This window comes from Paenibacillus oryzisoli (assembly GCF_001653565.1).
In the GTDB taxonomy this organism is placed as follows: Bacteria; Bacillota; Bacilli; order Paenibacillales; family NBRC-103111; genus Paenibacillus_E; species Paenibacillus_E oryzisoli.
Genome location: NZ_LYPB01000090.1, coordinates 146,682 through 173,266, shown reverse-complemented (window position 1 = coordinate 173,266; position 26,585 = coordinate 146,682). Strand labels below are relative to the sequence as shown.

Below are 26,585 nucleotides of genomic sequence, written 5' to 3'. Positions count from 1 at the left end.
TTTTTAGCCGAATAAATGATTGTGCTGGCGCATGTATGATATAAACGTCGGTAGTGCAATTTCAGGTTCCTCAATGTCAGGGTGCCACTTTTTTTCCCATTCAAATGAAAGCCATCCCTTGTATTCGCTTTCAGAAAGGAGTTTTATAATGTCTGGTAGAGGCAAATCTCCTTTACCGACAAGAACTGGCGTAATGTCTTTACCTTCCCCCCGTGCATCTTTGAGATGGATATGCCGGATATAAGGCCGTAGTTGACGCCACGTTTCAAACGGTGTTTCTTGGACACCATACTTTATCGTGTGATGAACGTCCCAAATGATCCCTATAGCCGGCGACGATGTTTGCCGAAGGACATCAAGAATCCGTTGGGATGAAGAGAAATCGCCGTGTGTCTCTAGAAGCACACTGATCCCTTTGTTTTCGGCATAAAGTCCTAACATCTGCAAGCCTCGGGCAACTTGGCGAACGATCATGGATTCTTTCTGGTCGATCGGAATTAAGTCGCCAAATACGCGAATATAAGGAGCGCCAATTTTAACAGCCAAGTCTATAGTTTCCATACCCTCTTCAATGGCTGCAGCGAAATTACTATCATTATGGAATACACACGAAGTATCCAGACAAATGATCTTGATTCCTTGCGCTGCAGCATAGGCTATGGAAGCCTCTAAGCGATCACCACGCAAAGCATCACATTGACTTAATCGCAGTTCCCCTGAAATACCTCGAAGTTCAACACCGTCATACTCGTAACGAACCGCTTCGTCGATGATTTGCTCCCATGACCATGTCGGACATCCAAGCGTTGTGAACGATAGCTTCATAATGTCCGTCTCCCAGATCTTTTTTATTGTTTCCTGCTGTTCATACAAGATACGGCTTAATTATGTGCTTCGCAGATACCGATCCCGATCGAACTTGAACAGCAGCGGTTTGCCATCTCGAAAGCGTTGTAAATTATCCAAGCATATCCGTTCGTATCTTTGTAACTGTGGCATATTCCAAGTTGCATAGAAGAGATCATGTGCCGTAAATAGTACATTTGGCCACATACGTGCCGGATGGTCATCTGCGAGCCTATCATTATCCGCAATGACATCGAGCCCAGCTCGTAATCTCCCTTCTCGCAGTTCAGCAAATAGTGCATCTTGATCAATAATGTCTCCGCGAGCCGTATTAATGACAATACTATAGTCCGCCAAATGCGACAATACTTCTGCGTTAACCGAATTCCGGGTTTCTTCCGTCAAACCAGCATGAATGACAAGCACGTCGCAATCAGCAGCAAGCTCCACTAGACCGTCGTAACGCTTACAGCCCTCTAGTGTTGTAGTTGAAGACAAATATGGATCATAATAATGGATGTGGCATTCGAATGGGCGAAGAAATTCAACAAACTTTCTTCCAATTACGCCCATACCATAAATCCCGATTCTTAAGCCATACATCATGCCCACGCGACGGTCATTTCGATGCCAACCGCCTGATCGTACCGACAACTGTTGTGGAAGCAATTCTTTTAATGAAGCCAGTAGGAGTGTAAATGCAGCTTCCGCTACATCCGCTGCAATGGCATCTCCCCAATTGGTTACCGGTATGCCTGCTTCAATAATTGAAAGTGGTATCCAACCTTTGATTCCTCCCGAAATGTTGCAGATGTAAGATAGCCGACCAGGATTCTCTGCGATCTGTTTGGGCACAGGACTTGACCCCCAAATCGTAAGAAGGACATCATGCTCCCGAATGTGCGATGCCATTTCTTCATCCGTCATCGTGCCATCGTTACGAATGACCATTAGCTCCCCAACCTCCCGCAGCGCATCTAAGAACGGTCCCTCTGTTGGAAGTCGGGAATCGGCTTCACCGATGTGCAGCAGTTTCATTTCTTTATCCCCCCTGTATATTTTCTTCATAGCACATCCTAATATTGAAAGGGCTTTCAGATGGCTACACCCCAAGTATATAGATCTTTTCAGGGCATCGTAAATGAACCAATCTAACGATCAATATGAAATACAAGGAATCTCAATGGTATTTTCCCCATATTTTTATCGAATTGCCCGATATCCCCTTTACATTTCCGGAAATCACCTTTGTAAGAAACTTTCCAGAATTAAAAAAATGCTCTTGTTAAACAAAAGAAATACTCCCTCCACCGAAATTCTCCAAGTAGAGGGAGCATTTTCATCTTCAATTACGTCAAAATGATCTTCCTGCGATACTCAAGAGGTGTCATTTTGTATGCTTTCTTGAATAGACGGATAAAACTTTGCGTATTATTGTAACCTACCGCTAGGGCGACATCCTGGATCTTCGCATCTGAGCTCATAATCAACTTAACTGCCTCTTCCATACGAACTTGCGTTATATAATCCAAAATGGTCATCCCAGTTTCCATTTTGAAAATTGAACTTAAATAGCCGGGACTTAAATATACATTCGTCGAAACATCCTTTAAAGATAAATCCAAGTGATAGTGCCTCTGGATGAATTCCATTGTTTTTCCTACGAGTTCCGTATGTTGTTTATGCTTTAAATCTGCTGTCACATTCATACTTTGGCTTATAAAGCGTATGAGTAGTTGCTCAAGTTCTGCGAGCGTATCTGCTGACTGCACACTATTCCAAATGCTCGGACCATCAATTCCTGCTTCTTCTAAACGGCCCCCTACCTCTGCCAAAGCGCCAATAATATTCGTACAAACTTGGAATATCGCGTATTTAACATATGCGATTGAGTAGGGCTGACTGGCTAACATTCGAACTAAGTCACTTACCACTTCCATTGACTTTTCAAGGTTCTGAGACCGGATACTATCCAGTAAAGTTTCTTCAAGATTCTTATCGTAAAATCTACCGTTCGACTCCGTGACATCCACGGTTTCTTTAACAATCATTTCATTTTTACCAATAAAGAATTTACGGTTAAGAAGCTGCAGCGCTTCTTGATAGGCAAGAAATAACTTATCCAGACTTTCAAAAACCGGGCTAATGGCCAAAGTAATTTCTACGTCAGCTTCATTCAGCGTTTCCTTCAGTTCCCCAAATAACTCGTAGATATCATCTTTTTCTAGTTCTGTATTCACAATGATAACTAGTCGACGCTCACTCATCGAAGAATGCAGGGTTGCCTGAAATCGCTCATCAAAGAATAGTTCGACTTTCTCAATTAAACTATCTGTCAATTCCTTATTTTCGAAATCAAAAACTCCGACTACAAATCGCGACATATCAAACGACTTACCAAGTAATTGGACAATCGCATGGAATTTTTCATCATCCCAAACTTTACCACTCAACAATTCAAACACAGAGTGCTGCTTCATGAAAGGAAAAGCTAGACCGAATTGAGACTGCAACGTATGATTTTCTTGAAATAAGGTATTAACCGCGCCATCGATAAGCGTGTATTCATCTCTTCCCTTTCCTATCTTCATCCTTTTACGAATATCAGAAACAAGCCGTGCGAGCGGTCTGTACAAAAAGTAAGAAAATAAATAAGCCATTACGAATGATAAAAGCAACACGATCAATAACGAATAAATAAGAACATTCCTCAATAGCTTGGTTGAATCGACAACTTGCTCAAAAGGTTGTTCGTAAACAACTGACCATCCTAGCAAGTCTGAATGTGTTTTACTCATGAAATATGTCGAGTCATTTATTGTATGTTGTAGTGAGGAACCTTCCGCATTCCGGATAATTGTTAACTCTTTCTGTAACAGTTCCTGTTCGATACCCGTATTGTTTACTATGATTTGGTTGTTATCGTTGAAGATTAGCAGGTCCATTGGTTTCGGATTCTCACTCGTTTGAAGACTGCTCAAAAAATCACGGTAATCCATATTAACGACAATTTGCATCGCGGCATTACTGGATACATCCTTAAAAGTTCGAACAGTGCTAAGCAGATTCCTTTGGATACCATTAAGCATAATAACTTTACGCGGCTGCAAAACCGTGAAAATCCCTCTTGGATCAGTCCGTAAGATATCTTGGTCATAGAAGTCATTCAAACTATATTTGGAATCGGTGATTACATAATCTTCTTCTTTATTTATTAGATAAATGGAAGTAATCATTTTGTTCGTACCTACGAGTTTGTTAAAATACTTGATTACTTCTACCATGGTTTGAGATCGGGTTGCATACGTCACATTCGGCTCGAACATTTTCCACACTTCATCACTTGCCATGATTTGCTTCATCACATTTTCAATTTCGGACATCTGCTGCTCGATAAACAATTTCTTTTCAAGCAAGAGAAAATTACTAGATTTATCTACCTGTCTAATAATATGTGTCGTACTGTTACGAATACCCAAATAGCCAATTGTGATAGCTGGAATACTAATGGCTACGATAAACATCACTAATATTTTGTAAAACCCTTTTTGTGTTTTAAACGGATTCATTTGGGCATCACCTCCTATAAATAAAGCGCATACATAAATTTACGAACGATCATTGTTAGTGTGTAGGGAACACCATTTTTCCTATCCTATTTAAATATACTATATATATATAACGACGGTTCAACAATTGCAATGGTACATTTCAACGATCATATAGAAATACGATGGCAGTGGCTATTCTTGAGCTTGATATCATTTATTACGTAAAAGCAAACATAAAAAAAGCCCCGATGACTATACAAGCTCATCGGGGCTATAACACTCAGAGATCACAACCTCATAGAACTTGTGAGATTGTATTCTACTTGGGTGGGAGAACAGTTTTATTCACTACAAGCCTCTGTCATACATTTATAGCGGAGTAATCGATTCCAAAAAACAATTTAATAATGTCATTTCATTTTCTACAAGCCTGTTTATTCCATGTCTTATTTTTTCTACCACATCTTTATTCTTAGTTAAGGAGTACTTCAAAATCGAGTTTCTATGATACAATGTTTCTCTTTCAATTATTTGGTATTTTACAAACAAACGATCAGCGTTCTTAAGTAAGTTGTTGGTCCCCATGTATTTTATTCTAGAAAGCATACATTTTTTATGATCCCAAAGTGCATGGAAAGGTCGTTTATCAATTTTTTTATCTTCACCGTGCAGTAGACGGCTTAAATAATCATCTAGATGCTGATATACAGATATACCGTAAATGAATTGGTCTTTATAAATATGAAGTCGTTTATCGTATTGGAAGGAATTTTTCGAATAGAGATATTCAATTATTGAATTGACGACAAAGTTTAGGTCAAAATCAACGGAGATCTTCTTGTATTTATACATAGATACTCCTCCCAACAAGTCTTCGATTGGACTAACGCTTTGATAAGCATTCTCCAATTCAGTAAAAGTACATCTAGTGAACATGTACTTGCCATCTTTCAAGGAACCGGCAATAAAAAATATTTCCTCTTCAATGTCGTAGCCATAAACAAAGACGTTATGAACAAATTTATATGATTGATATGCATTTGAGTCAGGTATGTAATATTCATCAATATAAAAATAATTATAAAAATCAAGATTAATTGAATTAATTAGAAACTCGCAGATGTTTGATTCCCATTTAATTTTTATTAAACTATTATCGACATGTTGCCGGGGGACAAATATCGTGTCATTATGAGCCCAGTCTGTAAAACCTATCATTAATGATTGTTTATCACAACAGAGTTGTACGAAATGTGAGTGGTACCACGGCAATGTCTCTTCATAATTTGCGATTATTGAAAGTACATTTGACTGGATGCTATAGGAAGTGATCTCTGGATATTTCATCGGCAATATTTTCTTCATCACAAATGATAGAACCTAGCTGCAGTCCCGCCCAGAATGGCTTCGCGATCTGCCTGACTGTAGTCCGCTATCGCGCGATTCGTTTCGTTCCACACTTTGCAGTAATCCCCGGCAAGATTGGCCACAGGCCAGTCGCTGCCGAACATTAACCGTCCAGATCCGAAGACGTCCATTGCATGATTGATATAAGGCTTAATGTCATTGGATGACCATCGATCCCAGATCGCTGCCGTATTTAATCCCGATACTTTCGCATACACATTTGGATACTGAGCAGCGATCGCCATGCCATCCGCCCATGGTTGAAATAAACCTTCCCGAATCGGCGGTTTTGCCAAATGATCAATAACCAACTTGAGATTCGGAATGTTTTCTGCCAATGTTGGAACATGTTTGAGGTGCTCGGGGAAAATAGCCACCAAATCGTACGGAACACCTGCTGCTGCTAACACTTTCAGCCCTTCCATCACATCAGGACGAATCACCCAATCGGGATCTGGCTCTTCGTGGTTGAGATGCCGCACACCTTTGAAAAAGGGGTTCTTGAGATACGTTTCAAGCTTTCTCGAAACCTCATCCGGCCGATCAAGAGGAACCCAACCAACAACACCGGCGACCCAAGAATACTGTTCGGCCACCTCAAGCATATAGTCCGTATCCGCATAATGATTCATTGCCTGGACAAGAATGGTTTTGTCTACGCCGCACGCTACCAAGAATGGCTCAAGTTCAGGCGCTTCAATATTTCTGTAAATCGATTTCGTCTCCGCAGTCGGCCAGTGGTACGGGATACGTTCAAAATTCCAAAAATGCTGATGTGAATCAACCTTCACACAGGTTCCTCCCATCTCTCACTTTTTATAATCGTGAACCCATTGGTTAAGTCGATGAACTAGCGTACGTGAACTTTCGGTTCCCTTAAGTAGAAACTGTTGGATCTCTGCGCCTGCACGGTCTTGGAATCCAATATAGCCATTAAACCGCGGTCGCATAGAACCAAGCTCAAGCGTCTCCAGCGTATCTTTGAAAAATCCATTTGTGACCCGATTTACTTCAGCATCTTTCCATGCACGCAAATGCCCAGGCTGTCCACCGTTTTGAACAAAAGATGATTTCTGATAGTCACCGCTTACGGTCATCTGGAGAAAGTTGACAGCATGTTCACGATACTTGCAACGTGAGGAGATGGCCAAGCCGACCCCGCCGATCATACTCCCACTCGGGCTTCCGTTCGAGGAAGGAATATTCGTGCAGCGGATAAGACTAGGGCGGAAAGCTTCTCTTGCATAATTGGAGTACCCGTAAATCAAAGGAACATAAGCAATCTTATTAGTGGTTGACATCAATTCGTACATACCGATCGGATCGACTGTGGCCGATTGCCGATGCGAAACAGCCAGTAAATTCATAAGTACGCTAAGCGCCTCTTCTCCAACAGTATATGGAATATCCGCATCCTGGCTCCAGAAGGCTTCACCGCCAATTTGTGCGCATAACGTAAAATAACTGGCATATGCGTGTACAGGTACCAGCGGAAGTCCAATCCGACTTCCTTTCGGAAGCTTCTTAGCTAACGCAAACACATCGTCCCAACTGCGTGGTACCTCTAATCCTGCGGCTTGGAGCAGATCTTCGCGATAAGCAGCAATCTGGGCCGCAGCATCTGCCGCAAGCGCCCATTGCCGTCCCTCCCAGGTGTAGCTATCGAAGCTTAATCCAACACGATGTAACTTTTGATCGGCTATATACGAAGGAGATAGAAGATCATCTAACGGCAGCAGCAGGTTCTCGGAAATAGCCGCACCAAGGTGAGGATGATCAATCATGATCAAATCATATCGATCAGCGAGAAGCTCCAATGGATAATTTTCAAAGTCCTGTAAAGAACGGGCATCCCATTCAATCTTGACGCACTGATGCATTCGGTTATAGTCGGAAGCTGCGGCAACCAGTGGATTTACTCCCCGTTCATGCTGCCAAGTCATCCCTCGAATCGTTATCATCTAGATCCTCCATTCTACCCTTGCAACGATTTCTTCTTTACCAATAGTAAATGTTCGCAGACCAATACGGCGGCTCCATGCTGATTGATCACTTCCACTTGTTCCACAACAATACCGTGATCTTCTCTCTTCGCATAAGCTCTTCTCTCTTTAATTGTAATTCGTACACGAATCGTATCCCCGATAAAAACCGGTTTGATAAAACGCAATCGATCATATCCATACGAGAACGCTTCCGGATTAATTTCGCCTGCGCTCATGCCGACACCGACGCTAAAAATCAAAGTGCCATGCGCGATTCGCTGCTTGAAATCTTGAGTTTTGCACCATTCTGCGTCCATATGGTGAGGATAGAAATCACCCGTTTGCCCCGCGTGCACCACAATATCAGTTTCAGTTATCGTACGGCCAAAGGTTTCTCGGCTAGCGCCAACTTCATAATCTTCGAAAAAAATGGATCGCATGCTCATCGTCACTCCTCTGGAAAACTTGATATATTACAGTTGGTATTCATTACGTACTTTCAACGTATCCTCGCCAATTCGCGGCGAACCTTTAGCTGAAGGAAGCAACTGACCGTCTATTCGCACCGGACAACGAGTCGTGATCATAGCGGAGCCGTTACTGCGCCTTACTTCTTGCATCATGTTCAACGTTTGAAAAGCTTCCTGCTGCATAAGCTGGTTCCAATTCAATACCTCCGCGCAGGGAAAGCCAGCCGGTTCAAGGCAATCCAACCATTCTCTGGTGCTTTTTCTTAGGAGATGATCAGACACTATTCTTTTAATCTCGTCTCTTTCGGTAAGCCAAGAATGGGGATCCGCATAACCTAGCAAACCTTCGCATTGCAGCAGCTTTCCTAACTCCGTTACAGATCCCTGCGCCAATGCCAGAAAGCCGTCCTTCGTCCGGTAAATTCCGTATGGCGCTCCCATGTACGGATTAGCATTGTGAATCTCACTTCGAACCGGCAAATGGCAGCCATTATTCAGGAAAGTAGTTAGTTCCATAAATTGAAAATCCAGTATCGATTCAAACAAACTAACCTGAACATGGCAGCCTTCCCCCGTAATTCCTCTTCGTAACAGTCCAGCTAAAATACCTTGAACAAGATGGGCGCCTGCCGACATATCGGCAAGGGCCAAGCCAAATGGCGTCGGCGGTTGCCCCTGATCACCATTTAACCAAGTCATACCTGAGAGTGATTGGACAAGCAAATCCTGGCCCGGCTTTCCAACCCATGGACCTTCATTGCTGTAACCTGTGATTTCACCGTAAATCAACTTTGGATGGATCGCTTTCACTGCTTCGTAGTCCAAACCAAGTTTTTGCATCACGCCCGGCCGAAAATTCTGAATGAGTACATCCGCTTGCTCGATCAGCCTTTTGACCAGTCGAACATCTTCCGAATCCTTTAAATCAGCAGCAATGCTTTCTTTGTTACGGTTAATCGAATGAAAGAGCGTGCTATCACCATCAAGCTCCAGATTCGATATATATAGTGTCCTGCATATGTCCCCGACCACTGGTCGTTCAATTTTGATCACGCGAGCCCCCAAGTCAGCTAAACGCAGCGCCGCCGAGGGGCCGGAAAGAAATTGACTGAAATCGAGAACCAGCATGCCTTCAAGAGGTTTTGTAAAAGTAACTCCGCTCATGTTGTCACCGCTCTCATTACGCATTCAGATTGAAGTCGCTCTCAATCTTCGCATTGTTTTCACCGATGGAGGGCGCCCATTGTGCGGATTTGATGCGTTCACCATTAATCCGAATTGGACAACGTGTCGTCCTAAGCGGTTGCTGACCGGGACGGCCTACCTCCTGAATCATATCCAGTATTTTGAACCCTTCATGATTCATTAATTTATCCCAAGTAAACACGTCAGAGCTCCAGTAATCCGCAGGTTCTAATACACTAAGCCACTCCTCCGTCGTTCGCTGCTTCAAATGCTCGACAAGAAGTCCCTTAATCTCATCCCTGCGCGTAAACCATTCCTTCGGATCGGTAAACGCCGCCACCTCTGGACATTCGAGCAATTGTCCCAGACGGACGATGGAACCCATCGCTAGTGCGATATAACCGTCTTGCGTTTCATAAATGCCGTATGGCGCACCCAAATAAGCATGGGCATTGTTAATATGGCTGCGCTCAGGCAATTGACCACCATCATTCAAATATGTAGTCAAGACCTCAAACTGAAAGTCAAGCATCGATTCTAGCAAACTTACCTCGACAAGCCCGCCTTCATCTGTCCGTCCGCGTCGAACCAGGCAGGCCATAATGCCCTGCGCTAACTGCGCGCCCGTGATCATGTCAGCTATCGCAAGCGCGAACGGCATCGGAGGCTGATCGCCATTCCCATTCAAATAAGCGAGGCCCGTCAAGGATTGAACGAGAAGATCTTGTCCTGGCTTGTTTTTCCAAGGTCCCTCTTTTCCGTAACCGGTAACCGTTCCGTAGACAATACGAGGATTTATTTTCTTCACATCCTCATAGCCAAGCCCAATTTTCTCCAAGGTCCCAGGACGAAAGTTTTCAACCAATACATCCGCTTGACCGATCAGCTTGATGAGCTTGGCCAGATCCTGCGGATTTTTCAAGTCGGCGGCGTAGCTTTCTTTGTTACGATTAATCGTTTGAAACAGAACGCCGCCTTCGTCCGTTTCAAGATTGTTCAACAACAGTTGGCGGCAGCCGTCACCAGAACCTGGCCGTTCAATTTTAATGACCCTTGCACCCAGATCGGCCAGACGAAGTGTCGCTGAGGGTCCGGACAAATACTGGCAAAACTCTAGCACCACTAATCCTTCCAATGGTCTCATCACTTACACCTCAACATTTATTGAATTTCATCCAAACGGACGGGCCGATTTTCAGCCATGGACCGATAGGCCGCAAATAACATCTGTATCGTTAACAAATTATCTCGAACACTATTCTCAGGTTCGCGATCTTCCTCAATTGCTCTCATCAATTCTCCCATTGTCCCCATGAATGCATGCGGGAACCATTTGCCCTCAAGCGTTGGGCTGAACCAATAATTGGGGTCAATTTCTTTCGAAATAAAGCTGATTGTATCCTCTCTGCCAACAGGATAGTTATACAACGCGCCGTTCGTCCCATTAATGATTCCTTTTGTCCCTTCAAATCGGAAAGTCGCGAACCAATCCTCCACATTTGCCCAGTTATTATGGTTGTCATGAACGAGTCCTCTTGTCTCACCAGGAAATTTCATATGCAGCATCGTTCTGGTCTCGCCTTTCACACTTTGTCCCGGATACTTGGCCCCATCCGCATAAATATATTCGGGTGTACCCAACAAGAATCGAATGGCATCCATGTAATGTATACTGTGGTACATGACCTCGAGCGTATCGACTTCCCGTAAAAATGACCAGTTGGCAAAATTCGTGTTCACATTCACCTGAATGGTAGCCTGGGTCACTTCTCCGAGCCAGCCCCGCTGAATGATCGAGTGACTCGCTCTTATGCCGGGAGCCCACCGCATTTGCTGGTTGATCGCTCCCTTGACGCCTGCGCGATCACACATGTCGACGATGCTTTTAGCGGAGCTAAAGCTGTCTGCAAGCGGCTTTTGGCATAGGACGTGTTTTCCGGCCGCAGCGGCCATTCTCACGATATCCGGTTGTAAATCCGCGGTTAGCGCAATGTCAACAATCTCGACTTCCGGGTCGAAAATCAGTTCTTCCACGGTATCGTATACCTTGGGAATGTCATACCTGTTTGCGACGATTTCCGCTTTATTTCTTGTTCGATTGGTGATCCCGACAACATTAAACCCTGCCATACGGTAGGCCGGAAGATGCGCTTCGCTTACGATTTCACCAGCGCCCACGATCCCGATACCGAAAGATTTGTTCTTGGGCAGCTTCGGTTTATAGTCTAGATCCAACCATGAAGTGTGATCTTTAACGTCCATGTTAGCCCACCTTTACATTTGTCCGTAGTTGTACGACTAGACCCTACTAATGCCTTATCTGTAACCGGCAACCTTTTCAAAAAAATTCGCAGTGCCCACCTGTCCGCCCTTGAGCACTAGTTCAAGACCCTCAAACTGAGGGTCTTTCGCATAAGCACGGCAGAGCGGCCCTCCCGGATCCAGTGCAGCTATACATTCAATCGCATACACCCCTAGCTCCCTCGTCACATACCCTGAGGTGTCTCCTCCTGCAATTAAAATACGAGTAATGCCAAGCTGTTTTACTAGCTCTTTAGCTATAGAGCCTAGAGCCACGCCTAACAATCTGCTGCTCTCTTCCGCCCTAATTCCCTTATCGGCCAAAACCTCGCGTAGGGCTGCGATGCTCTCATCATTTGGACCCCTTGCCGAATACATCATGACATGCTTCCCCTGGGACAGCCATTGCCCAGCTTCCAGCTGCAGCTTTACGCGGGCAGCCTCTTGCGTTTCTTCCATGAGCAGTTCAATTGTTGGTACACGAATCCCTACAAATCCTGCTTCCAAGGCATGTTGAATCTGCTCTTCTGTGACTGGCGAACAGCTGCCTGAAATTACGAGCAGGGGAGATGGAGACACTTGACTACTCTCTCTTTTTGGCGTTTCAGTCCCTGCCCCAGCTGATGTCCCTAATGCTTTGCGCCAAATTGCTCCTAGCGCATACTCAACCCCGGAGGAGCCGATGACAAATATTCCTTCTCGCTCCGCTGCCTCATCCCAAATCAGTCTGCCCGCTGCTTCCAATCGCCGCTCATCCAAGACATCAAATAGAAGCAGATCAGGCTTTTCTTGCTGGATGACCTTCTCAAGGCGCTCTCGTACCTGGGCATCAGTGCCGTCTAGCGCCAAAATATCCAATAGAGCTGTTCTCAGAGCAGTCTGCTTCGCCAAATGCTTACGCAGATCTGCTTCCGCCATTGGTGTAACAGGATGGTTGGACATCGTTGGATGGTGATCAAGCCGATGTACCGTCCCTCCACCCATGGCAAAATGGTTGCCAAACAGCGTATAACGGCCCAAATATGGTACACCAACCAGCAGCGGAATAAATCGGCCGCCGAACACATCCCGCCCAATTTCCGCTGCTTTGCCGATATTGCCAGTGCCAGGCGAAGAGTCAAAGGTTGAACAAACTTTATAATGCACGACGGCAGCTCCAGCTGCTTTTAATGTTGTAAATATTGGGCGCAGTTCCGTCTCCATTTCCTCCGGCGTTAAGGAACGTCCCACCCCAGCCACGCCGAAGCACGCAACATCCGGAAATCGCTCAAGCACTTCAGGTGCTGGCGGCTCTAAGAACAAGACAGTTCTTAATCCGGAATGAAACAATGATTCGAGTACATCCGTGGAACCAGTAAAATCATCACCATAATAACAGAGCAGCCTTTTCATCACTGAACTTACGGCATTGTGACCTATTACTACCGGGGATTCGTCCACTAACCCTCACCCTTCCCGTATTTCTCAATCGCCCTTTGCAAAATAGGATGCTGAGCCGCATAGGTGTCAAGAGGGATGCCCTGAACCGCTGCTTCCCAACCTAGCTTCATACTCTCAAAACCTGCTGCAGGACCATCTGGATGCGCCAACATGCCTCCGCCGGCCAAGTGCATGACATCCACAGTTTCCGTTGCTGCATAGGTAGCCGGAGCGGTCCCTGCCCACTGGGCTGAGGATACGACTGGCAGCGAGCTGTAGCCGCCAAAGAGAGGGGAAGTACAAGCTTTTATAGAGCGAACGACCGATTCATTACTCTCGTAAAACTTACTATTTAGACCATTCACGTGCAACTGATCTGCGCCGGCTAATCGGCATAGCTTTTGATAGGCCGTAAACTCTATCCCCAGCAACGGTGAGCGAGTCAGCATACCCCATTGATTGCGATGTCCATGGATCGGAACTTCGCTGAACTGGTTCAAAAACGCAAGCCCCGACAACCCGATGCTCAGGATGCTAACCATCACGCAGGTACCGCCTGCTTTTACGACCAAATCATGATTTCTTTGAAGCTCATCATAATCACCTGTAATGTTAAATGCATACATAAGCTTGCGGCCTGTGGCATCTGCAGCCCTTTCAACAGCTTCCATGACCGCTTCCACTTTATCAGCCAAAGGTGCGCAAGGTGGATTCGCATTCAACTCATCATCCTTAATGAAATCCATGCCAGCTCTCGCCAGCTTCCCTACTAATGTTGATAATTCGTCTGTTGTTAAGCCGATGCTCGGCTTAACGATCGTCCCAAGAATCGGTCGATCATAGACGCCTGTCAGCTTCCTTGTTCCTTCTATCCCAAATTTTGGACCTGGATATCTCGCCGCAAACGCGTCCGGCAGCTCCAGATCTAGCAATCTAAGCCCTGACAGTTCCTGAAGTTCAAATAAATTGCCAGCAACAGCAGACATTAAATTAGGCATGGAGGGTCCGAAGTTATGGAGAGGAAACGACACCGTCACACGTCCACGCCGATATCGACCGTCATGATTGGCTGGCGTCTTAGCCCCTGGAAGTGAAGGGGCGTTCACTTCCTCGAGAGGTTCAATATTCTCTATTTTTGCGCCATATAAGTCCTTAAGTGTCAACGTCTCTCCCGGGACAGAGGTGAACGTCCCGGTTGACTGTTCGCCAGCAATACAAGCAGCTGCCCGTTCCAAGGTGTACGCTGTTTCTACCAAATAAACAGCTGTTACGCGATCTTGACTCATGCTTTTTTCGCCTCCAAGGCAGCAGTTAGCAGCGCCTTCACCTGCTCGACGCCCGATCTAGGCGAGGAAAGAACTGGCGTGCTGGTCGCCTCGGCCAGCGCTTGCTCCATACGCGCCATCGAGCCTTGCGCCAATACCAATACATCGGCCGTTTCCGCAACCCGCTTCGCCGTTTCCAGCAATAGACGGTCATGCTCTTCCGGGTTACCTCTGATCAGAGCATCAAAGGCCCCCTCCGCGAGTCCGCTCACAAGCTGTACCTGAGCTCCTGCTTCATCCGCTTTACTCTGAATGAGTCGTAATGTCGGTTCCAAGGTTGACGGCAGCGTTGCCAACACGCCAATCCGTGCATAGCTGGCTACCGCTCTGGCGGCCATCGAATCATCAATTCGAACAATCGGTATCCCGATGACTGTACGCGCAACCTCTGCTACGTCCCCAACAGAGGAACACGTATTGAGAATGACGTCAGCTCCAAGTTCCTCTGCATGCCGATAATACTGAACCAGATGGCGAGACACGAGATCCGGAATGTGCCCTGCACGGTTCACATCACCGATTAAGCTATCATCAATAATACTAATAAGGCGAATATCCGGCAGCAGCTCTTGAAACACCTTTTTCAAAGGTTCTGCTAAGCCCTGGCCTGTGTAGATTGCAACTACCGTTTGCATCGTACTCCTCCTTGTGTAATCCGCTCAGCAAGATGAGCAGACTGCGAATGATTCCATGCCTTACCAGACAAATTCCTTATCCAATCGGCGATAATCCCCAGTACGCATTGGCGCCTCTTCAAACACTTGACGTCCGCTGTACAACGGCTTTTTCTTGCCTTTTGGCGTGATATTCACAACATCGTCCCCGCGCCATTCCGTTTCAAATGTTTGGCCAACCGCATTCTCTAACGTTTTGCGTAAGCTTAGCGGGAAGGTCACCGTAATTTTCTCGCCTGCGACTGCGGAACCAAGTAAGAGAAAGTGCTTGTTCACCCAGCTGCTCGCTTCGCTTCCCTTCCCCTCGATCACTTCGCCATTACGTTCACGCACATACTTGATTTTCGTAAAGCCAGCCCACTCTGGAATTCGAATCTGCAGCCTTGAAATATCCGTGTGAATATCGAGGACGACTTTCCCTTCGTGAGGCAGGTAGGAGCTGACATCCAGCCATTTCGAACCGCGGTTCAAAAGGAAATTGACACTGATCGTACCTTTTTTCTCCGTGATCGTGTGACTCCAACCCATGAAGAGACCGCGCGTTCCAGAGCCTAGACAACAGATCTGTAAATCGTTCATATGACCGCGCCCTTCAATCACATCGCAAACAAAATCATTAGGCGCCGAGTACCCGGCAAATGAACCTCGCGTGCGCTCCGCTACTTTATAGAAGCTTTTGTTCGCATGAATGTCACAGGACTTATCGTCTGTTTCTTCTACCCAATCCAGATCTAGCAATTGCGATTCTGCCAGATGGTTGCGCAAGAACCGCTCCACCGTGCCCCAATATTCCACATAACCGCTTTGCGCTAAAGTAATCCCTGTAGCAATCAAATCAACCAGCGAGCATGTCTCATGTTCGTAGGCTTGTTCATGCAAGTCACCTGGTGTCCATCCAAAAGTCGTACATTTGGTCAGCGCCCAATCGTAGCTTTTCTTGACCCAAGCCAACATGGCAGCATCACCTGTCCATGCACCAAATCTCGCGATTGCATCAAGCGTACCAATGCGTGTATGGAAATGCCCACTTCGATACGCGAGAGAATCGTTGAAGCTTCCGTCTTGATTAAATACGCCGCTTCGTTCGATGATCAGCGCTGTGAAAAATTGGCACAGTTCAAAAGCATCCTGGTTGCCCGTCAACTCATGATATTTCAATAAAGGCATCACCAATCGACCGCAAAATGCTGCCGGATCGGGCGCTAAACGCAGCTGAATCGCATTGCGCGAAGGCCAACCCGTTTCTTTATATTCGGAAGCCGGATAATACCAAACATCGCGCTCTTTAATCGCGATACGTTTTAAAGCCGCCACATGGCGATCAGCAACTTCTTTCACCTTCAGGTCGCCTGATTCCATAAACCATGACGTCAAGGATAAAATGACAGCCCGCTGATCAATCAAATTAGCATTAGGCTCCCAATCATGCGTTGGGTTAATCTGTCTATAGCTCATGCCGTCTTCTTTGAAAAAAGACAACAGATTCGCGCGATATCGCTCTTCAACTTCCTTGCCGAACTCCTCTCCTGACATATGCCGAGCAAGGATGAGACCATCGATCATTCGTCCATGCGATGAACCGTAATCCCAATCGCCATGTGTCATGAAGGCAGGTTTATGCATCAAATCAGCTGCAAAAAACGGAATAAAATTATGATCGCGATCCGCCATGCCAATCATGGCATTAATGGCGTGAGCGGCACGTTCCTCCAGCATAAGTGTATCGGGAATTAAACGACGTTCAGACATCTATGTTTCGCTCCTTGTAGATCCGCCAGGTCGAGCCTCGTAGTCGACCTTTTGCGCGACCTCATTATTATTTGGTTGAACTTTCGAACACATAACTTCCTGATCCGATCCTTTGTGACGACGCTGTTTGATCAGGCATATGGATCGTTGCTGTCGTATTGGCAGGTACATCGACATGTAAACGGAAGTTTCCTTCAGCCGAGAGTTGCCACTCCACCTTAATGCACCCGTACAACGACTCATAGCTTGCCTTGACCCAGTTTAAGTTCCCGCCAGGCTTCGGTCTAATGATCACATGCTGAAAACCAGGCTGCTCAGGATCCGCTTCAATACCGGCCATATATCGGAACATCCACTCACCAACGGAGCCGAGGGAGTAATGATTGAATGAATTCATCGTAGGGGTCTGGAAGCCCTGATCCTCCGTCCACCCATCCCAGCGTTCCCAGATCGTGGTTGCGCCGTGCTTAATCGAATACATCCAAGATGGAAACGCTTCTTGCTGAAGCAAGTTATATGCGACGTCCAGACTGCCGTTGTCCGTTAGCGCTGGCAATAAGTAGCCTACGCCGAGAAAGCCCGTCGACAATCGGTTCCCGCGCCCTTGGATATCCGTTACTAGATGCTCAAGCGCTTGTTTAGACTGGTTTTCCGTTAAGATTCCGAATTGTAGCGCTAACACATAAACCGTTTGTGTATGGCCGTGAATGCGGCCATCTTCCGCAACAAAAGCTTTACGGAAAGCTTTTGCGATATCGTCAAATAACACCTGGTACTGGTTCGCGTCCTCGGTTTTCCCCAATACGCCTGCGATTTGCGCAAGCAATTTCGTACTGTAAGCAAAGTAAGCGGTAGCCAACACTTCGTTCGGCGTGTCAGCACCAATCGATAGCCAGTCGGCATAATTTGCATAACCCGGTCGTACCAGCTCATCGGTCGTGTTAGTTAAATAGTTCACCCATTTGACCATCGCCTCGTAATGTGTTTCAAGAATTCGTATATCGCCATACATTAAATAGATCGTCCATGGAATAATGACGCCGGCATCACCCCAACCGGAGTTGTCAGGCGCGAACCAATTCAGCCTTGTACTCCAGTTCTTATAGCGAATCCAACCTGCATCCGGGGCCACATCTGTGAAGGCACCTGAAGGCTGCTGACAATCCACCATATCCCACACATATTTACTGAAAAAGCGGGATACATCCATATTGTAAGCTGCGGTACGGGCAAAAATTTGCGCGTCCCCCGTCCAACCTAACCGCTCATCCCGTTGCGGACAATCCGTCGGCACCGATAAGAAGTTGCCTCGCTGCCCCCATGTAATGTTGGAATAAAGCTGGTTCACCATCGGATCCGATGTCTCCAGCTTCCCCGTCACAGGCGTATCGGAATGGACAACCTTGCCTTCAATCGTATCCAGATTGGCCTCTCCGGGATATCCAATCAGCTCCACATAACGAAAGCCGTGGAACGTAAAGTGAGGCTCATAGCTCTCTAGACCATTTCCATTCAAAATGTAATGATTTTGCTGGCAAGCTTCGCGCAAGTTCTCTATATATAAACTGCCGTCGGGATTCAACATTTCGGCATGACTTAACGTCACCGCTATTCCACGTTCACCTTGCACCTTCACTGAGGTCCAACCGACCATATTCTGCCCCATATCATAGATATAGGTGCCTGCTGCTGTCTTGTTCATGCTGATCGCTCTTATCGTTTGTGTTATGCGGATTGGCGGTTCTATGGCTGCCACAAGCAGCCCGTTATACCCGGCGCGAACATCTGGCATTTCCCAAGACGAATCATCGTAGCCAACCTCATGCCATCCGATTAATTCCTCTCTTGCATCGTACGTTTCCCCTTTGATCATATCGGAATATTGAATAGGTCCTCTATTCGTAGCCCATGAATGATCCGTTATGATCCTATCCACGGTTCCATCTTCGTAATCTATGCTCACCTGCATGAGGAAAAAGGGTCTTTCCCCATATACCTTATCTCCGAGAAAACCAACGGTTCCGGCATACCAACCATCTCCCAAAATAACGCCAAAAACATTTTCGCCCACCTTGATTTGATCTGTCAGATCTACAGCTTGAACCTGTACGCGGACATTATAATCCGTCCATCCTGGCGCAAATCGATCACCGATCCGCTCACCATTCAGATTCAACTCATAAACACCTAATGCTGTCGCATAAGCAATAGCCCTTCGCACCTTTTTTTTAACTTCAAACTGTTTTCTAAAATAGGGGGATGGCTGCATGAGCAGTCCATCCTCGGACTTGCGCCCGATCCACTTCGCCTTCCATTCACCTCGTGATAAAATCCCCATCATCCAGTATGCTGTCTCGCTCCAATCCGATCGCTCATCCTCACCGTCCCAGACACGAACCTGCCAATAGTACGCGCCTTCTGATTGAAGCGGTTTACCCCCATATTCCACGTGGGTTGAAGCGTTTGTGCTAACTTTTCCACTATCCCACATGTCGGCTTGGTCATGCGCAAACTTATCAGGAGAAGTAGCAACCCTAATTTGATAGGCGCTCTGCACCGCACCGCTGTATGCAGCGTCCAATTGCCAAAACAGCCGGGGTTTACGGACATCAAGGCCAATGGGGTTATGTGTATATTCGGTTTTACAACTTGCGACTCGTATCATGGTTCGATAACCTCCAACTACGGTATCTTTACTTTCTCTTTCTGGAAAATAAAAAGAATGCCAACAACTACCTAGGCAAAAGTGCCGGATCATTGGCAAACTTTTATGTCATCCCCTATCAATAGCAGCGACTTTACGACTTCTTTTGCGTGGATGACCCTTTGGCAATCATGTGTGCAACGTCTGCCGTGATTGTGTAGCTTCGGCCAGCTTCGGCCGTGAAAGCGATCACCCCATCTTCGACCTGCTCCCAATCTGCGGCTTCAACCGCAATTGGCACTGCTGTGCGCACTTGGCAGCGACCAGACTGTGTAGCTCGGATAGCTGCACTACGCAGCTTCCCATCTGCCCAGTCTAGATCGAGCTCGTAGCCACCGCGTGCGCGGATGCCGCTTATCCGGCCGGATGGCCAAGCCTTCGGAAGCGCAGGCAGCAAATGTAATTCGCCAGCATGGCTTTGCATGAGCAGCTCGGCGATGCCTGCCGAAGCGGCGAAGTTGGCTTCGATTGTGAGCGGATAGAAGGTGATTTTCGGATGGCGGTGCGCATTGAATAGGTTTGGAAATGGATTGCCAAGCAGTTTCGTCAAATACGAATGTGCGGTCTCCGCATCCTCCAAACGTGCGTACATGCTAATATTCCATGAATAGCACCAGCCGATCGTATCCTCCCCTTCGTGTATGCGACGGCGATCTAGGCTGACACGGGCGGCCTTAGCCAATTCAGGCGTACCGCGAACCGTAATTTGATTGCCCGGATGCAACGGATACAGGTGAGCGGTATGACGATGGCCCGGCTCCGCTTCATCGAAGTCGCGAAACCATTCCTGCAATTGGCCGTGCTGACCGATCCGCAGCGGAAGCAGCCGCTCCAGCGCTTCCTGCAAGGATTGACTGAACGCCGCATCCATTTCCAAAACACGCGCAGCTTCGATACAGTTCGTGAACAGCTCTCGCATAAGTGCGATGTCCATCGTCGAGCTCATACTAACCGCAGAGCGTTGGCCATCAGGAGCAATGAATGTATTCTCCGGTGAGGTCGATGGCACGGAGACGAGATTGCCTTCCTCATCTTCCACCAAGTAATCGAGACAGAACTGTGCCGCTTCCTTCATAATTGGATACGCCTTGTTTCTTAGGAAGTCCTGATCGAGGCCGTAAGCGTAATGTTCCCACAAATGCTGGCACAGCCATACGCCGCCCATCGGCCAGTACGCCCAGCTGGCTGAGCCTGGGGAAGGCGTCGTATTGCGCCACAGATCGACGTTATGGTGCGAAGCCCAGCCCCGACAGTTGTAATACGCCTTTGCCATCCGCGCTCCGGCAATTCGTAAATCTTCAAGCAATTCGAATAACGGTTCATGGAACTCCGCGAGATTGCACACCTCAGCCGGCCAATAGTTCATCTGCGTATTAATATTCGTCGTATAGTTGCAAGACCATGGCGGCTTCGTCATGTTGTTCCAGATGCCTTGCAGCGTTGTCGGCTGTGTTCCTGGACGCGAAGCACTAATCATCAGGTAGCGGCCGAACTGAAAGAATAGCTCAGTAAGCCGCTCATCTGCTTGACCAGCCAGTACGGCTGCGATCCGTTCATCGGTCGGGATGTCCTCACGGCTTGGCGCGTCCAGCTCCAGTTTCACGCGATCGAAGTACAGCGTGATGTCCGAGATATGGCGTTCACGCAGTTCGGCGTAGCTCAGCTTCGCCGCTTCGTTCAGCCATGCGTCGCAACGCGGGCGCGGATCCAACCCTTCGAGCGCGGGATCGCGATCGAAACCGTTAAAGCTGGTCGCTGCTGTCAGCAACAGCGTTACGGCATCCGCTCCCTTCACGACTAGTCTTCCGCCATGCGTCTCGACAATTCCGCCATCAAGAATCGCCTGTAGATGAACCTGAAACTGGATGCCTTGATTTTCCTCATAGACGACAGTATCTTCCGACAGCTCTTTCTCGTGATCCAGCAGACTTGGCGCTGCGCCAGTAAGGATGATGCGATCGATACCACATTTTTTCACACCGTAATTAAGCCGGCTGGTGAGCGCCGCCTCCAACTCGATTGCCCCCGAACGGTCGGCTTCAAGCCGCACCACCATCACCTGATCGACTGCTGACACGAATATTTCCCTCTTTATGCCCACACCGTTAGACACATAGTCGGTCCGGCACAATCCGGTGCGTAGGTCAAGTTCACGCCGGTAATCTTCCACTGAGGAAGAATGGCTCATGACGATTTCCAAATCGCCCATCGCCTGAAACGCATTGCCCGCCGGTCCCAGCATATGTGCTTCAATCACCGCTTGAGCATCGCTGTAGCGGCCTGCGAAGATGAGCCTGCGGCTCTCATCCAAATGACGCAACGGCTCCTCGCGCTCTCCCCCCCGCTTCGTACCTGACCACAGCGTTTCCTCGTTAAGCGCAATCTGCTCACCTTTGATACCGCCGTAGACCATGCCGCCCAAGCGGCCGTTGCCGACAGGCAGCGCCTCGACCCATTCTTCAGCCGGCTGGCGGTACCACAGTTTCATATGATTGCCGCCTGTATTGTCTCTCATTGGTTCAGCTCCCCCTATAGTTGTATATGATCTAACACTTCATGCTTTACACTTGAACGACTGCCAAAATCCGCACATCCAACGCTCCCATTTGCAGCTTGCCCTCATGCGAAGTGCCACTTAACAAATCAACATAGGTGCCTGCACCTAGCTGAACCTCCGCCACTACCTCGTTATGATTGAGCAAGAACAGAAAATCACTTCCGTCTTTGACACGGACGGACGCCTCCACACCGGAAGGCGTATCCAACAAGGGTTGTATACCTCGTGTTTCACATAAATGCCCAATTAGTCCGCTCAGCATGGATGGCTCCGGCGAAGTCGCTACGTACCATGCCTCTCCTGATCCGCGTCGGTTACGCGTGAGTGCAGGGAATCCTTGATAGAAGTCACGTTCGAATACAGCAAACGTCTCTGCACCCTCGACATGAATCACGTCACACAGCACGCCGCAATCGTACGAGCCTTCCAACTTGCCAAGCTGCGATGTCATGACGACGCGATTTCGCTGATGTTCCATAGGCGCGTCGATCTCCTCCACCCATATCCCAAGCAGCTCGCGAAGCTCACCTGGGTAGCCGCCAGGCGTAACCAGATCACTCTCTCCAACGATGCCGCTAAATGTCGTTGTAACCAGCGTACCGCCCTGTTCCACGAACTGCTCCAATCGTGTGGCATAGCCCGGATGAAGCAAATACATCACCGGTGCGACCACAATCTGATAATCAGCCAGATCCATGTCCACGCTAATGAAATCGACTTGAAGATTCCGGCTGTAGAAGGCGTCATAATATTTCTCTATTTCCTTGACATAGCGTAGATCCACGGTAAGCCCGCTGGAATGCTCGATGGCCCACCAGTTATCCCAGTCGAACACGATCGCCGCCCGCGCATCAGAGCGCGATCCTACCAAAGTATCGCCGAGCTGCTGAAGCTCGCTGCCGATCTTGGCACATTCCCTGAAGACTCTGGTATTCTCATGGCCGGCATGATCGATCATGGCCCCGTGGAACTTTTCGAAAGCGCCAAGCGAACGTCGCAGTTGGAAGTACATAACCGCGTCCGCACCGCGAGCGACGGCATGATAACTCCAAAGACGGTTCACGCCAGGACGCTTCACTGCATTGCGGGGACGCCAGTTAAGCTGGGTCGGACACGATTCCATCAGTATGAACGGGGCTCCGCCTTTCAATCCTCGCATCAAATCGTAGCGCATCGCCATCTGGCTTGGTGTCATATCATCTGCCGGATACATATCAAGCGCAATGACATCCAGTTCCTTCGCCCATTTAAAATAATCAAGCGGCTTGTACGTGCCATTGCTTTGAAAGTTCGTCGTCACTACCGCATCCGGACTTACAGCCTTGATCGCATCCCGTTCCAGCTTGTAACAGGCAAGAAATGCATCCGAGTTAAAGCGGTCATAGTCGAGCGAAATGCCTTGGAAGGCGGTTTCATCCGGATTGATCAAACTAAGGTGTTCACTGAGTGAGCTTGGCAGCACAATTTCGTTCCAGTCATAGAATGTATGGCCCCAGAATCGGGTATACCAAGCGCGATTCAGCTCCTCAAGCGTGCCGTATCGGTCGCGCAGCCATACGCGAAATGCCTTCTCGCAGTTGTCGCAATAACATCTCAAACCGTATTCATTATTCACATGCCACAACAGCAATGCTGGGTGATCTTTGTAATGCTCTGCAAGTTTTCGCGCCATACGCTCCGAATACAGCCGGAATGTCGGGCTGTTCGGACAGGAATTATGCCGTCGTCCGAACTTGCGCTTGCGGCCGTCAAACTCGACGATCGTGACATCGGGATATCGCGTCGCCATCCATGCAGGATGTGCCGCAGTCGATGTACCTAGGCAAACCTTAATCCCCTGTGTATGAAGCTTATCCATCATCTCGTCCAGCCAGTCGAAACGATATGTGTTCTCATCTGGCTGATTAAGTGCCCACGAGAAAACATTGAGCGTGACAATATCAACGCCGCCGATCTGGAACAGCCGCATATCCTCATCCCAGATTTCGCGTGGCCATTGTTCCGGGTTATAGTCTCCTCCGTACATGATTTTCGGTAAGTTCTCCATAAACATTAGCGATTCGTCCCCTTGGCTTCAAAGAATAATTAGTGCTATTACATATTTGGTAAGCGCTATCTTTTCCTTTAATTGTAATCGCAGAATGGCAGCAATACAGCGTTCATTATTAATCAATTTGCTTTAGATTTTGCACAGATAACCTTCATTGAATGCGAAGACCGCTTTGTTGAACGACAGATAGCCATTGTTTAGCGATCAAACCGTGTCCCGCCGCCGTCGGGTGAACGCCATCCCACATCCAGTAGGACGGTTCTGCCAACATGCATGCCTCATTAATAGTGGACTGCAGTGGAACGAAGACGGCTCCGAATTCGTCTGCAAGCTTCCTTACGATATCTTGATAGCGCACGATCCGTTCCTGCCAGATTTCCCATCTATCCGAGACTGGAGGAACTTTGAGTATAAATGGTTCGCACAGCACGATACCTGCTCCCGGAAGCACTTCAGACGTCTCCTCCATCAGATGTCGATAAGCTCTCTCGAACCGGTCCGTTGCACCACCGTGTTCTCCGTTGATGATCCGCCCAGCGTCATTGACTCCGACCAGGATGCTTATCACATCGGGCCGGAGACTTATGGCATCCTCGTTCCACCTGGCGTACAGATCGAAAACGCGGTCTCCGCTGACACCCCGATTGATAAACAAGGGCTGCTTCTCGGCCAGTTCATGCCCCAGCTTGCTGGCTATAATGTAAGCATAGCCATGTCCTAGTACATGGTTAAGATCACCGTTGCGTCCCCTGCCACCGTCAGTGATGGAATCGCCTTGGAACAGAATCGTCTTGCATTGCGTCATATGCTTCAGCGCCTCTCTAAATTCTTCTCTAAAATTAATAATTCAAATCCGTAATCATGAGCTATTCGTCCTGTTGACTTTAATGAATAATTTGAGACTAATACGTGATGCACAGAATTAGCGTGAAAGAGGGAGGCCTGGCGCCGCATATCCTTGATCGACATCGTCAAGCACCAGCACCCAGTCGTTTCCAGGTGCGCTTACCGCTTGCGGAACGAACTCTCGCGTTCCCTCGTTGTCAACCACACCAGCGGAATCACTCTCTCCTGTTCGAGGATTGAACCACCAAACCGCGGCCCGCTTGCCGGAGAATTGACCAAGACGCAAGGTGATCGATCGGCCCGTATAGGTGTACGCCATCAAATAGCTTTTACCCAAGCTCACGAATAAGCGATCGTATCGGTAACCCGGATCGCCGCAAATCGCCGTTTCGTTAGGCATCCGCTCCTCATACGGTCTTGAGAGGAACAGTTGCTTCAAATGGACCATCTGCTTCGCGCCGTCATCATTAAGCGCATCGATCCAACTCCGCGTGCAGCCGTATGCGCCGACTCCCCGCTCCTCTGTATGAAACTGCATGACCGCATTGTGCCCGTATGTGTGTCCGAATGCGCCTGCGAACACGGCCCAATAGGCATAACGCCTCACGTCGTCAGCCGTCCATCTTGGCGCTTCCAGGTTATGCAAGCCATGCGGAATTCCCTCATAAGACGGCTCGCCATCTATCGTCGGCTTCGCTGGTACTTCTGCCCAATCCTTTTTCACAAATCGCCAGTTGTCTTCACCGACTAACGTGTCGGGATTGGCCTCATCCATCTGGTCATAGCTGCGATGCCCCGACTGAAACATATTAAAGTCGAGCCAATCCTCGTTATGGAACCACGTCGAGGACTGTGTCCGTCCGTACGGATGGAACGTCATCAGGTGATCTGGAGCAGCCTTCCGTATCGCGCGGCCCATATGGAGCCATACATCCTTATGATCGTTGCCACGGATATCGCCTCCATTCAGCCAGATCACGTTAGGACGATCCTTGTAGCGATTACCAACCCATTCGCCGTAACGCTCCGTTGCCTCGGCATTGGGAGAATAATACTCAACAACACTGCCCCATACAGGGACAAGCGCAACATACAGCCCTTCACGCTCGGCCATATCGATCACCTCATCCGCATAGGACCAATAACTTGTAAAAGATGTAGAAAGCTCTGCATCGGGCTGGTCCAAATCAAGATCCCGGAACGGCACTCTCCCGTACGCGTTCGCAGAATTCAGATCATGCACAAGCATGATCTGGATGACGTTGTAGCCTTTGTTTTTCCGGTCACGCAAATAAATTAGCGCCTGATCCCTCGTCGTCCGCTTTAAGATTAGCCATGCCGTATCGCCCAGCCAAAAAAACGGAGTACCGTCAGCATGCTGCAAAAAGCGTCCGGTTTCCGAAACAACGAGTCTTCCGTTATCCCAAGATTTATGATTATTCATTTCAATTACCTCCTATTAAAACTGCAAATGCAATGCGTGTGTCTCAGAAATATTGCGCAAGCAGCGCCGAAT

General features: G+C 47.9%; 19 protein-coding genes. All 19 read right to left on the bottom strand.

Going from position 1 to position 26,585, the window contains the following annotated elements; translation table 11 throughout:
• Positions 1–3: 3 nt before the first annotated feature.
• The 19 genes from A8708_RS30045 to A8708_RS29955 all read right to left on the bottom strand — a co-directional run bounded on the left by A8708_RS30045 (position 4) and on the right by A8708_RS29955 (position 26,513).
• Positions 4–825, bottom strand: coding sequence for a sugar phosphate isomerase/epimerase family protein (locus tag A8708_RS30045; protein ID WP_068669940.1), 822 nt, complete (start codon positions 823–825; stop codon positions 4–6).
• A 60-nt stretch (positions 826–885) separates the two neighbouring features.
• The gene (locus tag A8708_RS30040; protein WP_068669938.1) at positions 886–1,884 is read right to left on the bottom strand and encodes an NAD(P)-dependent oxidoreductase; all 999 of its coding nucleotides are present in this window, start codon (positions 1,882–1,884) and stop codon (positions 886–888) included.
• A 311-nt stretch (positions 1,885–2,195) separates the two neighbouring features.
• A complete protein-coding gene (locus A8708_RS30035; protein WP_068669936.1) occupies positions 2,196–4,415 on the bottom strand; it encodes a helix-turn-helix domain-containing protein in 2,220 nt (739 codons plus the stop codon).
• 351 nt (positions 4,416–4,766) lie between these two features.
• Positions 4,767–5,765, bottom strand: coding sequence for a hypothetical protein (locus A8708_RS30030; RefSeq protein WP_204787672.1), 999 nt, complete (start codon positions 5,763–5,765; stop codon positions 4,767–4,769).
• Positions 5,762–6,595, bottom strand: a complete 834-nt coding sequence (locus tag A8708_RS30025) for an amidohydrolase family protein (protein WP_068669931.1) — start codon at positions 6,593–6,595, stop codon at positions 5,762–5,764. The genes A8708_RS30030 and A8708_RS30025 overlap by 4 nt, the downstream gene beginning before the upstream one ends.
• A gap of 18 nt (positions 6,596–6,613) precedes the next feature.
• A complete protein-coding gene (locus A8708_RS30020) occupies positions 6,614–7,765 on the bottom strand; it encodes an extracellular solute-binding protein (protein WP_068669929.1) in 1,152 nt (383 codons plus the stop codon).
• Positions 7,766–7,779: 14 nt separating this feature from the next.
• Positions 7,780–8,229 (bottom strand): MaoC family dehydratase, encoded by a 450-nt coding sequence (locus A8708_RS30015; RefSeq protein WP_204787671.1) that lies wholly within the window; start codon positions 8,227–8,229, stop codon positions 7,780–7,782.
• 33 nt (positions 8,230–8,262) lie between these two features.
• Positions 8,263–9,447, bottom strand: a complete 1,185-nt coding sequence (locus tag A8708_RS30010; RefSeq protein ID WP_239696899.1) for a CaiB/BaiF CoA transferase family protein — start codon at positions 9,445–9,447, stop codon at positions 8,263–8,265.
• Positions 9,440–10,588: a CaiB/BaiF CoA transferase family protein gene (locus A8708_RS30005; protein WP_068669924.1), complete on the bottom strand. Its 1,149-nt coding sequence runs from the start codon at positions 10,586–10,588 to the stop codon at positions 9,440–9,442. The genes A8708_RS30010 and A8708_RS30005 overlap by 8 nt, the downstream gene beginning before the upstream one ends.
• A gap of 17 nt (positions 10,589–10,605) precedes the next feature.
• Positions 10,606–11,706: a Gfo/Idh/MocA family protein gene (locus tag A8708_RS30000; RefSeq protein WP_068669922.1), complete on the bottom strand. Its 1,101-nt coding sequence runs from the start codon at positions 11,704–11,706 to the stop codon at positions 10,606–10,608.
• A 54-nt stretch (positions 11,707–11,760) separates the two neighbouring features.
• Positions 11,761–13,185 carry a four-carbon acid sugar kinase family protein gene (locus tag A8708_RS29995; protein ID WP_239696898.1) on the bottom strand — a complete coding sequence of 475 codons (1,425 nt, stop codon included), beginning with the start codon at positions 13,183–13,185 and terminating at the stop codon, positions 11,761–11,763.
• Positions 13,185–14,450, bottom strand: a complete 1,266-nt coding sequence (locus A8708_RS29990; protein ID WP_068669920.1) for a ribulose-bisphosphate carboxylase large subunit family protein — start codon at positions 14,448–14,450, stop codon at positions 13,185–13,187. Before A8708_RS29990 ends, A8708_RS29995 begins: the two co-directional genes overlap by 1 nt.
• Positions 14,447–15,124 carry an aspartate/glutamate racemase family protein gene (locus tag A8708_RS29985; protein WP_068669918.1) on the bottom strand — a complete coding sequence of 226 codons (678 nt, stop codon included), beginning with the start codon at positions 15,122–15,124 and terminating at the stop codon, positions 14,447–14,449. Before A8708_RS29985 ends, A8708_RS29990 begins: the two co-directional genes overlap by 4 nt.
• 60 nt (positions 15,125–15,184) lie before the next feature.
• Positions 15,185–16,912: a glycoside hydrolase family protein gene (locus A8708_RS29980; protein ID WP_068669917.1), complete on the bottom strand. Its 1,728-nt coding sequence runs from the start codon at positions 16,910–16,912 to the stop codon at positions 15,185–15,187.
• A gap of 67 nt (positions 16,913–16,979) precedes the next feature.
• Positions 16,980–19,577 (bottom strand): glycoside hydrolase family 78 protein, encoded by a 2,598-nt coding sequence (locus A8708_RS29975; protein WP_068669915.1) that lies wholly within the window; start codon positions 19,575–19,577, stop codon positions 16,980–16,982.
• 133 nt (positions 19,578–19,710) lie between these two features.
• Entirely contained in the window at positions 19,711–22,104 is a 2,394-nt protein-coding gene (locus A8708_RS29970; protein ID WP_239696903.1) for a glycoside hydrolase family 95 protein, read from the bottom strand.
• A 73-nt stretch (positions 22,105–22,177) separates the two neighbouring features.
• Positions 22,178–24,226, bottom strand: a complete 2,049-nt coding sequence (locus A8708_RS29965) for a beta-galactosidase (protein ID WP_068669911.1) — start codon at positions 24,224–24,226, stop codon at positions 22,178–22,180.
• Between the two features lie 148 nt (positions 24,227–24,374).
• Positions 24,375–25,028, bottom strand: a complete 654-nt coding sequence (locus A8708_RS29960; RefSeq protein WP_068669909.1) for an SGNH/GDSL hydrolase family protein — start codon at positions 25,026–25,028, stop codon at positions 24,375–24,377.
• A 117-nt stretch (positions 25,029–25,145) separates the two neighbouring features.
• A complete protein-coding gene (locus A8708_RS29955; RefSeq protein WP_068669906.1) occupies positions 25,146–26,513 on the bottom strand; it encodes a glycoside hydrolase family 140 protein in 1,368 nt (455 codons plus the stop codon).
• Between the last annotated feature and the right edge of the window lie 72 nt (positions 26,514–26,585).

Bases quoted from the DNA above. Each gene is read 5' to 3' on its own strand.
- A8708_RS30045 (WP_068669940.1), bottom strand. From the start codon at position 825: ATGAAGCTATCGTTCACAACGCTTGGATGTCCGACATGGTCATGGGAG.
- A8708_RS30040 (WP_068669938.1), bottom strand. From the start codon at position 1,884: ATGAAACTGCTGCACATCGGTGAAGCCGATTCCCGACTTCCAACAGAG.
- A8708_RS30035 (WP_068669936.1), bottom strand. From the start codon at position 4,415: ATGAATCCGTTTAAAACACAAAAAGGGTTTTACAAAATATTAGTGATG.
- A8708_RS30020 (WP_068669929.1), bottom strand. From the start codon at position 7,765: ATGATAACGATTCGAGGGATGACTTGGCAGCATGAACGGGGAGTAAAT.
- A8708_RS30015 (WP_204787671.1), bottom strand. From the start codon at position 8,229: ATGCGATCCATTTTTTTCGAAGATTATGAAGTTGGCGCTAGCCGAGAA.
- A8708_RS30010 (WP_239696899.1), bottom strand. From the start codon at position 9,447: ATGCGTAATGAGAGCGGTGACAACATGAGCGGAGTTACTTTTACAAAA.
- A8708_RS30005 (WP_068669924.1), bottom strand. From the start codon at position 10,588: ATGAGACCATTGGAAGGATTAGTGGTGCTAGAGTTTTGCCAGTATTTG.
- A8708_RS30000 (WP_068669922.1), bottom strand. From the start codon at position 11,706: ATGGACGTTAAAGATCACACTTCATGGTTGGATCTAGACTATAAACCG.
- A8708_RS29990 (WP_068669920.1), bottom strand. From the start codon at position 14,450: ATGAGTCAAGATCGCGTAACAGCTGTTTATTTGGTAGAAACAGCGTAC.
- A8708_RS29985 (WP_068669918.1), bottom strand. From the start codon at position 15,124: ATGCAAACGGTAGTTGCAATCTACACAGGCCAGGGCTTAGCAGAACCT.
- A8708_RS29980 (WP_068669917.1), bottom strand. From the start codon at position 16,912: ATGTCTGAACGTCGTTTAATTCCCGATACACTTATGCTGGAGGAACGT.
- A8708_RS29975 (WP_068669915.1), bottom strand. From the start codon at position 19,577: ATGATACGAGTCGCAAGTTGTAAAACCGAATATACACATAACCCCATT.
- A8708_RS29970 (WP_239696903.1), bottom strand. From the start codon at position 22,104: ATGAAACTGTGGTACCGCCAGCCGGCTGAAGAATGGGTCGAGGCGCTG.
- A8708_RS29965 (WP_068669911.1), bottom strand. From the start codon at position 24,226: ATGTTTATGGAGAACTTACCGAAAATCATGTACGGAGGAGACTATAAC.
- A8708_RS29960 (WP_068669909.1), bottom strand. From the start codon at position 25,028: ATGACGCAATGCAAGACGATTCTGTTCCAAGGCGATTCCATCACTGAC.
- A8708_RS29955 (WP_068669906.1), bottom strand. From the start codon at position 26,513: ATGAATAATCATAAATCTTGGGATAACGGAAGACTCGTTGTTTCGGAA.